Source organism: Streptomyces sp. NPDC126510, assembly GCF_040302345.1.
Taxonomy (GTDB): domain Bacteria; phylum Actinomycetota; class Actinomycetes; order Streptomycetales; family Streptomycetaceae; genus Streptomyces.
Genome location: NZ_JBEORR010000003.1, coordinates 172288 through 186591, shown reverse-complemented (window position 1 = coordinate 186591; position 14304 = coordinate 172288). Strand labels below are relative to the sequence as shown.

The 14304-nt window shown below is 69.5% G+C and carries 13 protein-coding genes and 1 pseudogene; 5 read left to right on the top strand and 9 right to left on the bottom strand.

The features are described 5' to 3' along the window. Positions 1 to 113: 113 nt before the first annotated feature. A complete protein-coding gene (locus ABTX60_RS04810; protein ID WP_352095626.1) occupies positions 114 to 3314 on the top strand; it encodes a tetratricopeptide repeat protein in 3201 nt (1066 codons plus the stop codon). A gap of 145 nt (positions 3315 to 3459) precedes the next feature. Here ABTX60_RS04810 and ABTX60_RS04805 read toward each other — a convergent pair whose 3' ends face one another. Together ABTX60_RS04805 and mca are read right to left on the bottom strand one after the other, a co-directional pair. Then, positions 3460 to 3765 carry a hypothetical protein gene (locus tag ABTX60_RS04805; RefSeq protein ID WP_352095625.1) on the bottom strand — a complete coding sequence of 102 codons (306 nt, stop codon included), beginning with the start codon at positions 3763 to 3765 and terminating at the stop codon, positions 3460 to 3462. Next, positions 3758 to 4639: a mycothiol conjugate amidase Mca gene (mca, locus tag ABTX60_RS04800; RefSeq protein WP_352095624.1), complete on the bottom strand. Its 882-nt coding sequence runs from the start codon at positions 4637 to 4639 to the stop codon at positions 3758 to 3760. The genes ABTX60_RS04805 and mca overlap by 8 nt, the downstream gene beginning before the upstream one ends. A gap of 147 nt (positions 4640 to 4786) precedes the next feature. Between mca and ABTX60_RS04795 the strand changes: the two genes are divergently transcribed. Further along, on the top strand, positions 4787 to 5185 hold the full coding sequence (locus ABTX60_RS04795) for a DUF4307 domain-containing protein (protein WP_352095623.1): 399 nt from the start codon (positions 4787 to 4789) through the stop codon (positions 5183 to 5185). A 179-nt stretch (positions 5186 to 5364) separates the two neighbouring features. Beyond that, positions 5365 to 5862, top strand: a complete 498-nt coding sequence (greA, locus tag ABTX60_RS04790; protein WP_352095622.1) for a transcription elongation factor GreA — start codon at positions 5365 to 5367, stop codon at positions 5860 to 5862. 55 nt (positions 5863 to 5917) lie between these two features. On the opposite strand, the pseudogene ABTX60_RS04785 reads toward greA, so the two are convergent. The 3 genes and pseudogenes from ABTX60_RS04785 to ABTX60_RS04775 all read right to left on the bottom strand — a co-directional run. Continuing rightward, positions 5918 to 6064: pseudogene (locus ABTX60_RS04785) on the bottom strand (ABC transporter permease); the annotation flags it as partial. Positions 6065 to 6197: 133 nt separating this feature from the next. Further along, positions 6198 to 7904 carry a recombinase family protein gene (locus ABTX60_RS04780; RefSeq protein ID WP_352095621.1) on the bottom strand — a complete coding sequence of 569 codons (1707 nt, stop codon included), beginning with the start codon at positions 7902 to 7904 and terminating at the stop codon, positions 6198 to 6200. An 11-nt stretch (positions 7905 to 7915) separates the two neighbouring features. Further along, positions 7916 to 8155: a recombinase family protein gene (locus ABTX60_RS04775; RefSeq protein ID WP_352095620.1), complete on the bottom strand. Its 240-nt coding sequence runs from the start codon at positions 8153 to 8155 to the stop codon at positions 7916 to 7918. 774 nt (positions 8156 to 8929) lie between these two features. Between ABTX60_RS04775 and ABTX60_RS04770 the strand changes: the two genes are divergently transcribed. Beyond that, entirely contained in the window at positions 8930 to 9208 is a 279-nt protein-coding gene (locus tag ABTX60_RS04770; RefSeq protein ID WP_352095619.1) for a hypothetical protein, read from the top strand. Here the strand turns inward: ABTX60_RS04770 and ABTX60_RS04765 are convergent, their stop codons facing one another. From ABTX60_RS04765 to ilvA, 4 genes are all read right to left on the bottom strand, one after another. Then, complete coding sequence (locus ABTX60_RS04765) at positions 9209 to 9475, bottom strand: hypothetical protein (RefSeq protein ID WP_352095618.1); 267 nt, start codon at positions 9473 to 9475, stop codon at positions 9209 to 9211. 581 nt (positions 9476 to 10056) lie between these two features. Further along, a complete protein-coding gene (locus ABTX60_RS04760) occupies positions 10057 to 10863 on the bottom strand; it encodes an ABC transporter permease (RefSeq protein ID WP_352095617.1) in 807 nt (268 codons plus the stop codon). Positions 10864 to 10981: 118 nt separating this feature from the next. Continuing rightward, the gene (locus ABTX60_RS04755; protein ID WP_352095616.1) at positions 10982 to 11959 is read right to left on the bottom strand and encodes an ATP-binding cassette domain-containing protein; all 978 of its coding nucleotides are present in this window, start codon (positions 11957 to 11959) and stop codon (positions 10982 to 10984) included. Positions 11960 to 12110: 151 nt separating this feature from the next. After that, positions 12111 to 13340 carry a threonine ammonia-lyase gene (ilvA, locus tag ABTX60_RS04750; RefSeq protein WP_352095615.1) on the bottom strand — a complete coding sequence of 410 codons (1230 nt, stop codon included), beginning with the start codon at positions 13338 to 13340 and terminating at the stop codon, positions 12111 to 12113. A gap of 163 nt (positions 13341 to 13503) precedes the next feature. Between ilvA and ABTX60_RS04745 the strand changes: the two genes are divergently transcribed. Next, a complete protein-coding gene (locus ABTX60_RS04745; RefSeq protein ID WP_352095809.1) occupies positions 13504 to 14010 on the top strand; it encodes a MarR family winged helix-turn-helix transcriptional regulator in 507 nt (168 codons plus the stop codon). Positions 14011 to 14304 lie beyond the last annotated feature (294 nt).

Sequence of the window (14304 nt, the reverse complement as noted above, 5' to 3'; positions counted from 1 at the left end):
AAGGGCGCTCGTAGGTCACCGGACCGCAAACGTTGATCGTCGCCCCCTCGCGCTCGCGCCTCCCACCAAGGACACTCGTAGCCACAGGAGTTGCCGCCGGAGGGGGACGTGACATGCGGGACGCTCATCGGGCGGAGGCCGAGCGGCTGCTGGGGCGGGCCGTGGAGGAGGAGGTGCGGCGCTCGGGCGGCCGCACCGACGGGAAAGTGCTGCTCGCACGGGCGCGCGGGGCGCTCGATGTGATGGCGCGGAGCGCGTCCGAGGAGTACGAGGCCTACACGCGCGCCCTGGACGAGGCGGCGGCCGGTCAGCTGACCTTCGGACAGCGCTACGCCCGGGAGGGCGCCGGGACACCCCTGCTGGTGGCCGGGGTCGCGGCCCTCGCGGCCGTCGTCGCGGACATGGCACTGGGGACGGGAACCGGGACCGCTCTGGGGGCGGGTGTGACGGTCGGCGTCGTGGGGGCCGCGGCGACGGTGGTGAAGGTGGTCGGGTCCCATCTGCCGGCCGCGAGCCGTCGCGCCGGGGCCGTGAGCCAGCCGGGCGGGCCGGAACAGTTGCGGCTGCAGTGGCTGACGGCGCTGGAGGTGCGGGGCATCCGGCCGTTCCTGGACCAGCAGCGGGTGCTCGCGGCCTCGACCGGCCCCAAGAAGACGGGCGGCCCGCGGCTGCGGGGCGCGGACAAGAGCGCGGCGGCGCGCGGGCGCAACGTGCTGGAGCAGTCCTTCGGGCAGCTCCCGGAACCGGTGGCGCCGTTCGCGGGGCGGCGGCAGGAGCTGGCGCAGATCCGGCAGTGGGTGCAGGCGGCCCGCGCGAGCACGGAGACGCAGCCGACCGTGGTCGTGCTGCACGGCCCGCCCGGCAGCGGCCGTACGACGCTCGCGGTGCACGCCACGCACGATCTGAAGGACTACTTCCGCGGTGCCTGCGTCGTCGACCTGCGCGCCGAGGGGCCGGCCGGGGCCCCGCTGTCCACCCGTGACGCCCTGCTGCATCTGCTGAACCGGCTCGGCGCACCCCGTGAACAGCTGCTGTTCCGCGAGCGCTCCTCACCGGACCAGCAGGTCAAACGGCTGAGCGAGCTGTATCACCAGCATCTGACGGGCCTGCCGGTCACCGTCGTCCTCGACGACGCCTCGGACGCGGAGCAGATCCGGGCCCTGGTCCCGGAGCGGTCCGACAGCCTGGTGCTGGTGACCGCTCGGGGTCCGCTGGAGCTGGAGGGCCTGCCCGCGCGGGTGCACCGGCTGGCGGTGGAGCCGCTGGACGCCGCCGGTGCGGAGGAACTGCTGGGCGCGGCGGCTCAGGACCGCTCCGGGCCGTACGACGCGGAGTCCGCGGACCGGGTCCGGGAGCTGTGCGGCGGGCTGCCGCTGGCGCTGCGCATCGCGGGCTCGGGTCTCGGCCCGCGCTCCCCCCGCGCGCTGGCCACGGACCTCGACGCCTACGGACCGGTCGAGCCGGTCGAACGCGCCCTGTGGCTGCGCTACACGGACCAGCCGGAGACCGTACGGCGGTTGCTGCGCCGGCTGGCCCTGGCCGGGCGGGCCTCGCTGGGCGCCGCGGCGGCCGCCGCGCTGCTGGCCACGGACGAGGCGGAGGCCAAGCGCCAGCTGCGGGTGCTGACCCGGGCCGGTCTGATCGACCACGTCCGGGGCGACCGCTACCGGCTGCACGACCTGGTCCGCTCCTTCGCCCAGGCGCGCCTCCTCGACGAGGAGGAGGCGGCCGAGCGCACGGCGGCGCAGGAGCGGCTGATCGTGAACTACGCCGAGCTGGCCGACTCGGTGCTGCGGATGGTCGACGGCAACATGTCGACCCGCACCAACCGCTTCAGCCCGTACGGCTTCACGTCCCTCGACGAGGCGCTGCGCTGGCTGGACGACGAGTCGAGCTTCATCACGGCGGCGCTGCGGCACGCCGAGGGTGTGGACCAGGCGGCGGTGCTGAACCTGCTGGGCGCGCTGTGCGACTACTGCCTGCTGCGGGGCGACCTGTACCGGCTGGGTGAGATCAGTGAGCTGGCCCAAGCGGTGGACGAGGGTCTCCTGGTCCGCTCGGTGCAGTGGCGCACGGGTATCGCGGCACGGCAGCTGGGCGAGCTGGACAAGGCCCGTACCACCCTCGCGTCGGTCGTGGACCTCTACCGGGAGGCCCATCACGACGCCGGTGCGGCCCGCGCGCTGTGCTCCCTCGGCATCACCCTGCACCACCAGGGCAACCTGACGGAGGCGTCGGAGAAGCTCCGCGAGGCCCTGGCGTTGCAGGCCTCTCCCGAGCTGGCGACCGACCGGGCCTGGACGATGCACGCCCTCGCGGCCGTCGAGCGGGACCGCGCCCGGGTGGGAGAGGCCCTGGAGCTGCTGACCGAGTCCCTGGTCCTGCATCGCGCGGGCGAGTCCGTGCACGGCCAGGCTTGGGCGCACTTCCAGCTCGGTCAGCTGGGGCTGCGCATGGGCGACGTCCCGCGGGCCGAGGCCGAGCTGCGGGCGGCCCTGGAGCTGTACGGGCGGACCCGTGACGCCCGCGGTGAGGCCTGGGCGCTGACCCAGCTGGCCCGGGCGCTGCTGGTCGCGGGGGACGCGTCCCCGGCGGTGGAGGAGCTGCGCGGGGCGGCCGCGCGCCACCGCGACAACGAGGACGCGCGCGGCGAGGCCTGGACGCTGTACTACCTGGGCCAGGCCCTGGAGGAGACCGGCGACCTCGACCAGGCGGTCCGCGAGCTGGAGCGGGCCCGCACGATGTTCTCCCGCATGCGGGACGTCTACGGGCTGGCCTGCGCACGCCATCACTCGGCCCGCGTCACCCGGGACCAGCGGGCGGCCCAGACGGGCTCCCTGCGCAACTCGGGCTTCGCCCGCCAGCTGCTCGTCGACGCCCGGGCCGACTTCCAGCGCATCGGCGTCGCCCACGGCGAGGCCTGGACGTGCCTGGAGCTGGCGGTCGTGGACGCGGGCAACGCCCGGACCCAGCAGGCGCTGGCCCTGTGCGACGAGGCGGTGGAGCTGTTCGCGTCCTACGGCGACCGCCGGGGCGAGGACTGGGCCCGCTTCCTGCGCTGCACGCTCCTGCCCTACTCGGCCCCGGGCGGCATGGAGGTGGGTACGGCGGTGGCACAGGAGGAACTGGCGCAGTTGTCCCGCGCGAGCCACGCCTTGCGCGACGGCAAGCTGGACGACTACCTCGACGCGTACGGGCTGCTGCTGGAGCGGGGCGTCACCCTGGAGGCGGGCTGGCAGGCCTGGCGCCTCGGCATGGTGCCGAACCGGCATGCGCGGGAGGTGATGGGGGTGGCGGTGGATCCGAAGGCGTAGCTCTTGCAGGCCTCGGGGCGCCGAGCCCGGGGCGCCCGTAGCACCCGGTCAGAGCGCCCCTTGCGGCACACCGGGAGACACCGGGCTGCCCGTCGGCGGCGGGCGTCGCCGGTCGCCGACGGGTGGTGCCCCCCGGGTGAGGGCGTCAGCCCTGCTTCTTGGCGCCCTGGCCGGAGGGCTCCGCTTCTGCGGTTTCCGCTTTCCCGTCCGCCCGGGACGGCTCCGCCTCCGACTGCTCCGGCTGCTCGGCCTCGGGGTCCGGGGCCTGGGGGAAGTCGACCCGGTTCATGTGCCGGCTCATGGACTTCATCAGGGCCCACACCGCCAGGGCCATCGCCGCGAAGACGATGAAGCCGAGGACGCCGGGGGTGACCTTGTCCTCGTCGACCTCCTTGGCGAAGGAGACGAGGTGCGTCATTGCCAGGCTTGCGCTTGCGCTCATGTCAGGCATTGTCGCGGATGCCCGCAAAGAGGTCGTCCTCGGGGAGGGAGGTATCGACGAGGGCCTTCGCCAGCTCGTACTCCTCCGTCGGCCAGACCTCCTGCTGGATCTCCATGGGCACCTTGAACCAGCCGCCGTCCGGGTCGATCTGCGTGGCGTGGGCGATCAGCGCCTTGTCGCGGATCTCGTAGAACTCGGCGCACGGGATGTGCGTGGTGAGGGTGCGCTGCTTCATGCCGAACTCCTCCCAGCGCTTGAGCCAGTCCCCGTAGGGGGACTCCAGGCCGCGGTCGAGCATGGCCTGGTGCAGGGCCTCGGTGCGCGGGCGGTTGAAGCCCTGGTTGTAGTAGAGCTTCTGCGGCTGGTAGGCGGGGCCGTACTCGGCCTCCGGGTACTTCTCGGTGTCCGCCGCCGACTCGAACGCCACCATGGAGATCTTGTGGGTCATGATGTGGTCGGGGTGCGGGTAGCCGCCGTTCTCGTCGTAGGTGGTGATCACCTGCGGCCGGAAGGCGCGGATCTTGCGCACCAGCTCACCGGCCGCGTGGTCCACGTCCTCCAGGGCGAAGCAGCCCTCCGGCAGCGGCGGCAGCGGGTCACCCTCGGGCAGGCCCGAGTCGACGAAGCCGAGCCACTCCTGCTTGACGCCCAGGATCTCCCTGGCCTCGTCCATCTCCTTCTTGCGTACCTCGTGAATGTGCTCCTCGATGTACGCGTCGCCCTGGAGCTTCGGATTGAGGATGGAGCCGCGTTCCCCGCCCGTGCAGGTCACGACCAGCACGTCCACCCCCTCGGACACGTACTTCGCCATGGTCGCAGCGCCCTTGCTCGACTCGTCGTCGGGGTGGGCGTGAACGGCCATCAGTCGCAACTGGTCAGTCAAGACTCAATCCTCAGTAAGTCGGCGCCCTGTGTGCGTCGGCGCAATCAGCGGCTTCTATAGTGACCGAATCGGGGGGCGAATAATTCCGGGGCCCGGTCCTGGAGCCCCTTCCGGGACCTTGATCCCGGCCCTGCCTGGAGGACGATCATGAGTTCGGCGAGCACGCGACTGCCCGAGGGCCGTTACGGCCGTTCCTCGGACGAGCGCGCCGACCGCACGCTCAAGGTCGTGGGCGCCGTCCTCGCGGTGGCACTGCTGGGGCTCGTCGGCTGGTTCGGCTACCACTACGTCGCCAAGAACGAGATCAGCGCCGAGGTGATCAGCTTCGAGCCGGGCAAGAAGTCCGTGCAGGTGCATCTGGAGGTCCGCAAGGACGCCGGCACCGAGGGCTACTGCACCGTGCGCTCGCAGGCCGAGAACGGGGCCGAGGTGGGCCGGGCCGACTTCCGCTTCGACGGGGACGGGACCCGCATCGACAAGGTCGTCACGCTCCGTACGACCTCCCCGGGGACGACGGCCGAGCTGCTGGGCTGCCACGCCGGCTGACGACAGCTTGAGGTCACCTGGAATACGTAGAGCCTGACCTGCTTAGACGTGATTCTGGTCGCTTATGTCCTCCCCCTCGGGCCCCTGAATTGTTAGGCTCGTGGTTTCGCCCTTCCGTGAAGGAACATTCTTCTGGGTAGGGCGATGCTTTGTATTCCCAGTACCTACGAGGAGCACCTGTGACCCAGACCAGCGAGAACGTCACCTGGCTGACCCAGGAGGCGTACAACAAGCTCAAGGCTGAGCTTGAGTACCTTACTGGTCCCGCGCGGGCGGAGATCTCCGCGAAGATCGCCGCGGCGCGCGAGGAGGGCGACCTGCGTGAGAACGGCGGGTACCACGCGGCCAAGGAGGAGCAGGGCAAGCAGGAGCTCCGTGTGCGCCAGCTCACCCAGCTCCTCGAGAACGCCAAGGTCGGCGAAGCGCCCGCGGCGGACGGTGCGGTGGCGCCCGGCATGGTAGTGACGATCGCGTTCGACGGTGACGAGGACGACACGCTGACGTTCCTGCTCGCGTCCCGCGAGTACGCGAGCTCCGACATCGAGACCTACTCGCCGCAGTCCCCGCTGGGCAGCGGTGTGATCGGCCACAAGGTCGGCGAGGACGCGGAGTACGAGCTGCCGAACGGCAAGAAGGCCCTGGTGAAGATCCTCAAGGCCGAGCCGTACGAGGGCTGACCGGCCACCCGATCCCTGACGTGCCCCCGGCGCCGCTGCGGCGCCGGGGGCATCGTCATGCCGTCGCCGAGCGGTACTTGCGCACCGCGAGGGTCCGGAAGATCAGCAGGATCAGGATCGAGTAGATCAGCGAGGCCCACACGGGGTGCTGCATGGGCCAGGCGTCCGACGGGGACTGGCCCGGGTTGGCGAACAGCACACGGTAGACGCGCCAGCGACCAGCAGGGCGACGACGGCCAGGGTGAGGGTCGTCTGCAGATCGGCAGCAGCACCAGCGCCGCCGACGACAAGAACTCCCCGGTGGCTGGCATCGTCGCCCCACGCGGGAGCGCTGCTCACCGGGCGCCCCCTCGCCGACTCCGTGTGCCCTCCCGGCCTTGGTCGCACTCCCTCGCTACCTGAGCAGCGGTGAACTTCGGATCGACCGCACCGGTGACCAGCATGCGAGGCAGCACGTACAGGGGCGGCACATGAGCCGCTGGATAGGGCCTCAGAGCCTCCAGGGCGGCTTCGTACTCCCCAGAGTCAAACCAGTGATGGACACGCCGGTACAGCGACGCATAAGTCCGTCCACCGATCCGCTCACAGCCGCTGTACTCGTTCCACGGTTTCGCGGTGCGCAGCTTCTCCAACATCACATCGAACGCTCCACGCACATCCTTCCACTGGCGCGTGCCAGACAGGATGCCCTTGACCTTGCCCCACATCTCGTCTGTCAGCTCAGCGGGGACTGGGATGTCCTTCTCTCGGTGCCACTCCGTGATGGGGTCCACCAAACCCTTGTGCCGAGGCACGCCCCTGTCCATGATCTGGATCTGAACGTCGAGGAGCTCCAGAAGATCCAACTTCTGGTCGAGGGTGAAGTCCTCCGCCGCGGTATCGGTCCTGTCCACCGCGCGGAGGAGCTCCCCGGCCCGATCTTCCTGCGCTTCCGCGTCGCCCAGCCAATCCTCGACGCGGCTGCGCTCCTGAAGCAACTCCTCCTCTTGCTGCTCGAGCTCCGCCCTGAGTTCCTCGATCAGGGCGGCGTCGTCCTCATCCTCGCCGGAGGCCAGAAGCAAGGCAATCTTGCGCTTGCGGCTCGACCGCTTCTTCTCAAGCTGCTCGTCCAGCTCGGCCACTCGGCGCCGGTAGGAAGCAGCCCGGTCCGGCACGCTGCCCAGCCATTTGGTGATCAGCCCGTGAAGCTTCGTCTTGTCTTCCAGCAGGCCCTCGATCTCGGACCAGACAGCCGCGTCGACGTCCTGAACCGGCAGCTCCCAGCAATCGTCGTGGTTCTTCGCCGCTTCCCCTGCGATGCGCCGACCCATACACCGGTAGTAGCGACCCGTGGCAAGGGTGCTGCCTGTCCGGTGCGCCCCGCACACGCTGATGAGGCGGTTGGACAGCAAGTACCGGGAGTGCATGCCCTTGGCACGCCTGCCCCGGTTGATGGCCATGCGTAGTTGCTCGATACGTTCCTCGACCAGCGGCTTCGGGACGTCGACTCGGAAGGTCGTGGTAATGGGGTCGCCGTCCTCGTTCTCTCCCGCGAATACGAACTCGACGTATCCGCGAAGGCTGGCCTCAATACGCCGGCCGAGGTTGCCTCCCGCCCACGGCTTGCCGTTGCGCTGGGCGTATCCGATGGCGTTGAGATGACGGGCCGCGTCCTCCTGTGTCACTGGCTCAGGCGAGTCGATCACGAAGGCGGCATACGCCTCGATCTGCTTGACCTCCTCCGGGTTGAGCACGGGCTCTCCGTCCGCGCCGAGCATGATGCCGAAGGGCGGTTCACCCAGCGGCCAACCCCCGGTGGCAGCCTTCTGCATCCGGCCGCCCAGAGTGCGCTCAAGGATCAGGGCATGCTCAACTTCGGCCATGTAGGCGAGGAGCGCGAGTTGGATGCCGAACTTGTCGTCTTCGGAGTCGATGCGACCATCAGCGGTGGCCACTCGGGCGCCATGGCCAGTGACGTCGTACACCCAACGGTGAATGTTCTTCATGGTGCGGCCGATGCGGTCGAGCTTGCCGAAGACGACCAGATCGACTTTGCCGCCCATGACGTCGACGGTCAGGCGATCAGGTTGTCACGATTGGCAAGCTTTCCCGATACTCCGCCATCCACGTACATATCGACAACCACGTGCTTCTGTCCGCGCAGGGCGTAGGCAAGCCAGGCCCGGCACTGCTCCTCCTGAACCTTCAGGCCGTACCCTTCAAGCTGCTGCGAGGTGGAGACGCGCAGGTAGATGGCAACGCGGACGATGCTCTGCACCCTCCGGCGTCCGCGCGCAACGATATTCTTTCCCATGTCAGTCCCTCCGTGACTGGCAGCCGGTCCTCGACCGGCCGACCCCAGGGGGTGCCCGCCTCCTGGGGTCTTCCATGTGATGGCCTGTCAGAGGAGCTACGTATTCGGCTACTCGTCAGATGATCTACGCCAACTTCACTCATAGTCAGGTGCGTTGGGAAAAGCCTGAGCAGGAGGCCGGTTAGACGCCACAATGCTTCCGCTCCCCACCAAACGGCGCGCCCCCTAGAAGTCACCTGCCCCAACCGTCGGGGCAAGCATTCTTCCCGCGCTGGTCCGCTACTCCGTGCGAGGTCCTCGGCAACGCCCGCCCCGCTACAGCTACAGCGTGGCCAGACCGACACCGGAGAGCCCCTATCTGCACTCGTGACACTTCCCGATCTGCTCGTCCAGCTCGGCGAGGCGGCAATTGGGGCGGCGCGGTCGGGGATGCCACCCACGACCGCTTCATCCGGCACTCGACGACCACGCCGAGGAGGCGACCGCCACGCCGACCGGTTCGATCCGCCAAGCTGCACGGCGTGAGCGAGGACATCGATCCAATCTACGCCCGGCACTACCTGCGCCGCGTCCGGTTCTCGATTACCTACCCCGGCCCAGGCCAAGACGGTGCAGGAGGCTCTGAAACGCCGGCCACCTGGTCGAGAAGTGCAGCTGCGTCCAGTCCGGCAGCACGATGGTCGTCGCCTACCCGACGAAGGAGAAGCTGGTCGCCGAGGTCGAGGCCATGGGCTACGACCCGGCCATCGTGGAGTCCGCCGACGAGATCGACCGATGCTCGCCATGCAGGCGATGCACCAGACCGGTGACGCCGACAACGCCGTCTCGTTCACGGTGAACTCCCCCGACGGCAAGTACCCGGTCGGCGAGGCGGCACAGATCATCAAGGCGTGGCTGCCCGACCCGAAGGGCGCCACCCAGGTGCCGGACGGCACCTACGCGCAAGCCCCGTACCAGCGGATTACGGCCAGCGAGTTCGCCCAATACGCTGTGACCTCCGTGGAAGACGGCACCGACGAGGAGTGCGCGACCGACGCCTGCCCCGTCCGGTAGTCACGGCACAGGCGACCCCTGCGAGTTCGGGGGCGCCTGTCCGGATGCAGGTGGCTGGGGGCGAGTGTCGGAGAACTCGAACAGCGCGACCCATGCAGCGGAACCCGGGAAGAGGAAGCCAGCCACGGTCCCGAACACCACCAGGACTGCCCAGTCGTCGTGCTCCTCGTCGATGAGCACGAACAGCAGAGCGCAGATCGCGCCGAGTGCGACAGAGGTGACGAACGCCACGAAAGCGGCGAGTAGCGTCTTCTGGTTGGGGCTCATGCCCGGTGTTTCCCTCCAGTGTCGGAGGTGACCGGGCTACTCTCGGCATGAGACTCGACCGGTCACCCAATGAACAGGTGACGCAAAGGAGTTGTCCGGCTGGCGGTAGGCCGGACGTGACTCCTTGAGCGCCCGGCTTGGCGGTGCCGGCCACTCGGTCGAGTCTCGTTGTGCAACCACGTCAACAAGGCTCGGGTAGAACGGTGGTCAATGACCGTACTTCTACTGTCCGATGGGCAGCGGTTGCGCTTCTGCCCACCTGTCTCTTTCCTGCCCGGAAGGTAGCACAAAGCGATTGGTCGACTACAAGTTGATCGACTCCCGCCACGGCGAAGACCCCCCAACCGCGAGGTTGGGGGCATGCTCATGTTGGCCGTTCGCCTACTTCAGGCCGCCCTCGACCCTCGAAGCCGCCCGAGTCGGCCTCCTTCTGCCGGGCAACATCGTGTCGCTCAGCCTGGCGTGCCGTCCGAACCGGCACCATCCCGAGCTTGTGTGCCCGCGCGCGTGACGTCAGCACCCCACGAAGAGAGCCCCCACCTGTTCGGTGAAGGCTTCTTCGTTCGTGAGGGCGGAACCGGTCAGCCTTCCGCCGCCCGGTACTTCCGCACTGCAAGAGTCCGGAAGATCGCGACGATCAAAACGGACCAGATCAGGGACGCCCAGACCGGATGTTGCATGGGCCAGGCGTCGGACTGGACCACGCCCGGATTGCCGAACAGCTCGCGGCACGCCTGCACCGTCGCACTGAACGGGTTCCACTCCGCGATGTGCCGCAGCCAGGGCGTCATCTGGCTGGAGTCGACGAAGGCGTTCGAGATGAACGTCACCGGGAACAGCCAGATGATCCCACCCGAAGTGGCTGCCTCCGGGGTCCGGACCGAGAGCCCGATCAGGGCCCCGATCCACGTGAAGGCGTAGCCGAGGAGGAGGAGCAGCCCGAAGGCTCCCAGGACTCGGCCTACATTGGTCGGCTCGGCCGAGCCGGTGCGCCATCCGACGATCAGCGCGACGATCGCCAGGACGGTCAGCGTGATGCACGTCTGCACGAGATCCGCGACGGTCCGGCCCGTCAGCACCGCACCGCGGGCCATCGGTAGGGAGCGGAAGCGATCGACGAGCCCTTTCTGCATGTCGTCCGCGATACCAGCGGCCGATCCCGCGGTCGCGAAGGTCACCGTCTGGGCGAAGATGCCGGCCATCAGGAAGTTCTTGTAGACGTCCGGATCGGTGGACCCCCCGATGCTCATCGAGCCGCCGAAGACGAACGTGAACAGGACCACGAACATTACTGGCTGGATGACCCCAAAAAGGACCATCTCGGGAATTCTGGTCATACGAATCAGGTTCCTGCGGGCGATGACCAGCGAGTCGGCAACCATGCTCATGCGGGACACCCCTTCCCAGCACTCACGTGCCGACCTCGAATGCTCGACGTTGTGAAGCGTGGAGACTGGCTGACCGGGTTCGCGGCCGGCGCGACCCGCACGGTGTCGGTGACGGCGCTCACTGGGCGGCCTCCTTGTCGTTCTCCTGGTCCTTGGTCTCGGCCACGTGTCCGGTGAGGGACAGGAAGACGTCGTCGAGAGTCGGCCGGCGCAGGCCGATGTCGTCGATCTCGATGCCCCGGGTGTCCAGTTCGCGGATGACCTCGGCGAGGAGCTTGGCGCCGCCGGTCACGGGGGCGGTGAGCTTGCGCATGTGGTCCTCGACGGTGGTCTCGCCCTTGCCGAAGCCTCCGAGGACCTCGGCGGCGGCCTGGATGTGCTCGCGCTGGTGCACCACGACCTCGACGCGCTCGCCGCCGGTGCGGGCCTTGAGCTGGTCGGAGGTGCCCTGGGCGATGACCTTGCCGTGGTCGACCACCGCGATGTCGTGGGCCAGGTGGTCGGCCTCCTCCAGGTACTGCGTGGTGAGCAGCAGGGTGGTGCCGCCGGAGACCAGTTGCTTGATGACCTCCCACAGCTGCTGGCGGTTGCGGGGATCGAGGCCGGTGGTCGGCTCGTCCATGAACATCACGGGCGGCGAGACGACCAGGGCCGCCGCGAGGTCGAGGCGGCGGCGCATGCCTCCCGAGTAGGTCTTGGTGGGGCGGTCGGCGGCGTCCGTGAGGTGGAACTGCTCGAGCAGTTCGGCCGCGCGCTCCTTCGCCGCCTTCGCCCGCATCTGGTACAGCTGCCCGACCATCTGGAGGTTCTCCCGGCCGGTGAGGTATTCGTCGACGGCCGCGAACTGGCCGGACAGGCCGATGGAGCGGCGGACCGCGTCGGGCTGTTTCAGCACGTCGATGCCCGCGACGACCGCTCGTCCGCTGTCGGGCCGCAGCAGGGTGGTCAGGCAGCGGACGGTCGTGGTCTTGCCCGCGCCGTTCGGCCCTAGCAGGCCGAGAACCGTGCCCTCGGGCACGTCGAGGTCGACGCCGTCCAAGGCCTTTACATCACCGAAGGTCTTGACCAGACCTTCGGTGTAGATGGCGCCTGGCATATGAGTCTCCACGTCTTCGGGGATGACCGGACGGATGTCCGGTGAAGCTTCTCACCGACACACCATAACGCGATGTATCGCGTCTCACAATGAGTTTTCCCGCGTTGCTCTCCGTGAGACGAAAGGATCTTCGACCGGCTCGGGAGCCCGGTCAGCCGATGACCGTGTAGCCCGCCTTGCGCAGCGCCTGACCCACCTCGGCGCAGTGCGCCGGGCCCTTCGTCTCCAGGTGCAGCTCGACCTCCGCCTCCGTGAGCCCGAGCCGTGGGTCGGTTCGCAGGTGACTCACATCGAGGACGTTAGCGTCGACCACTGACAGCACGCCCAGAAGAGTGGCAAGGGCACCGGGCCGGTCCGTCAGCCGCAGCCGGACCGCCAGGTAACGGCCCTGCGCGGCCATGCCGTGCCGCAGCACCCGCTCCATCAGCACCGGATCGACGTTGCCGCCGGACAGCACCGCGACGACCGGGCCCTCGAAGGCGCCGGGGTCGCTCAGCAGCGCCGCGACCGGGCTCGCCCCGGCCGGCTCCACGACCAGCTTGGCCCGCTCCAGGCACAGCAGCAGCGCGGCGGACAGCTCGTCCTCGCTGACCGTGCGCACCTCGTCGACCAGCTCGCCGACGATCCTGAAGGGCACGTCCCCCGGCCGCCCGACCTTGATGCCGTCGGCCATCGTCGCCGGCCTCTCCACCGACACCGGCCGGCCGGCGGCCAGGGAGGGCGGGTAGGCCGCCGCGCCCGCCGCCTGCACGCCCACGACCCGCACCTCCGGGCGCAGCGCCTTCACCGCCACCGCGATCCCGGCGGCCAGCCCGCCCCCGCCGACGCCGACGAGGACCGTGCGCGCCTCGGGGCACTGCTCCAGGATCTCCAGTCCGACCGTGCCCTGGCCCGCGATGATGTCGGGGTGGTCGAAGGGGTGGATGAACACCGCGCCCGTCTCGGCCGCGTACTCCTGCGCGGCGGCCAGCGTCTCGTCGACCACCTGGCCGTGCAGCCGCACCTCCGCCCCGTAGTCCCGGGTGGCGCTCACCTTGGGCAGCGGTGCGCCCTTCGGCATGAACACCGTGGAGCGCACGCCGAGCAGGGCGGAAGCGAGGGCGACGCCCTGCGCGTGGTTGCCGGCGCTCGCGGCGACGACACCGGCGGCACGCTCCTCCGGAAGCAGACCGGCGATCCGCACGTATGCGCCGCGCAGCTTGAACGAGCCCGTCCGCTGGAGGTTCTCGCACTTGAGGTGCACCGGCGCACCGACCATCTGGGACAGGTGCCTGCTGCCCTCCATCGCGGTCACCCGCGCCACACCCGACAGCATCTTCTGCGCGCCGCGCACGTCGTCGAGGGTGACGGGCCGAAAGGAGTCAGCCGTGCTGTAGCTCATGACTCCAGCATCGCAGTTCACAGGCGGGAACGGCCGTTGTGACCAACCTCCGAGACCCGCTTTGCGCAGCGCCGGTACGGCCTGCCCTCCGGCCGCGTACCCTGTCCCCCAATCTGCCAGCCCTCCACGAAGTGAGCCCCCGGCCATGCCCACAACACCTGAAATGTCGATGGACATGACGACCGTCGGTGACACCGGTCTTCTCGACACGCTGCAGCACGAGGTGGCGCTGTTCGCCCGCCGTGCCGAACAGACCCGGCTCGGCGGGGTCGGGCAGGTGCGCAACTCCATGGACCGCGCCGCGTATCTGCTGCTCAACCGCCTCGACAAGGAAGGCCCGATGGGCGTCAAGGCACTCGCCGCGAGCATGGGGATCGACTCGTCGACGGTCACCCGGCAGGTGGCTCCGCTCGTCGACACCGGCCTGGTCAAGCGCACCTCCCACCCCGAGGACGGGCGCGCGGTGGTGCTGCAGCTGTCCCCGCGCGGGCAGGCCCGGCTGGAGGAAGTGCGCTCCTCCCGGCGCCAGTTGATGGCCGAGCTGACGCACGACTGGGAGGCCGACGAGCGCGAGGCGTTCTGCGACCTCCTCACGCGTTTCAACACCGCGCTCTCCTCCCGGATGGCGGCGCAGGGAGTGCCGGGGCCGGAGGCACAGGCGGCATCCTGAACGCCCCGAGGCCCGGCTCCCGACGGCGCCGGCACGACGGCCGGGCCCGAAGGCGGACGGCCGGGCCCGAGGGCGGACTACCGGGCCCGCGCGTGGACGGCCGGGCCCGCGCGCGTATGTGACACCGGCCGAGCCGTATGTGGCATCTGCCGAGCCGTGCGCGGCACCGCCCGAGCCTTGCATGACGCCGCCCGAGCCATGCGCGGCACCGCCCGAGCCTTGCATGACGCCGCCCGAGCCATGCGCGGCACCGCCCGAGCCTTGCATGACGCCGCCCGAGCCATGCGCGGCACC

What these genes read in the sequence shown, in the direction of transcription:
- ABTX60_RS04810 (WP_352095626.1), top strand. Translation starts at nt 114, where the DNA reads ATGCGGGACGCTCATCGGGCGGAGGCCGAGCGGCTGCTGGGGCGGGCC.
- ABTX60_RS04805 (WP_352095625.1), bottom strand. Translation starts at nt 3,765, where the DNA reads ATGCCTGACATGAGCGCAAGCGCAAGCCTGGCAATGACGCACCTCGTC.
- ABTX60_RS04795 (WP_352095623.1), top strand. Translation starts at nt 4,787, where the DNA reads ATGAGTTCGGCGAGCACGCGACTGCCCGAGGGCCGTTACGGCCGTTCC.
- ABTX60_RS04780 (WP_352095621.1), bottom strand. Translation starts at nt 7,904, where the DNA reads ATGGGCGGCAAAGTCGATCTGGTCGTCTTCGGCAAGCTCGACCGCATC.
- ABTX60_RS04775 (WP_352095620.1), bottom strand. Translation starts at nt 8,155, where the DNA reads ATGGGAAAGAATATCGTTGCGCGCGGACGCCGGAGGGTGCAGAGCATC.
- ABTX60_RS04770 (WP_352095619.1), top strand. Translation starts at nt 8,930, where the DNA reads ATGCTCGCCATGCAGGCGATGCACCAGACCGGTGACGCCGACAACGCC.
- ABTX60_RS04765 (WP_352095618.1), bottom strand. Translation starts at nt 9,475, where the DNA reads ATGAGCCCCAACCAGAAGACGCTACTCGCCGCTTTCGTGGCGTTCGTC.
- ABTX60_RS04760 (WP_352095617.1), bottom strand. Translation starts at nt 10,863, where the DNA reads ATGAGCATGGTTGCCGACTCGCTGGTCATCGCCCGCAGGAACCTGATT.
- ABTX60_RS04755 (WP_352095616.1), bottom strand. Translation starts at nt 11,959, where the DNA reads ATGCCAGGCGCCATCTACACCGAAGGTCTGGTCAAGACCTTCGGTGAT.
- ilvA (WP_352095615.1), bottom strand. Translation starts at nt 13,340, where the DNA reads ATGAGCTACAGCACGGCTGACTCCTTTCGGCCCGTCACCCTCGACGAC.
- ABTX60_RS04745 (WP_352095809.1), top strand. Translation starts at nt 13,504, where the DNA reads ATGTCGATGGACATGACGACCGTCGGTGACACCGGTCTTCTCGACACG.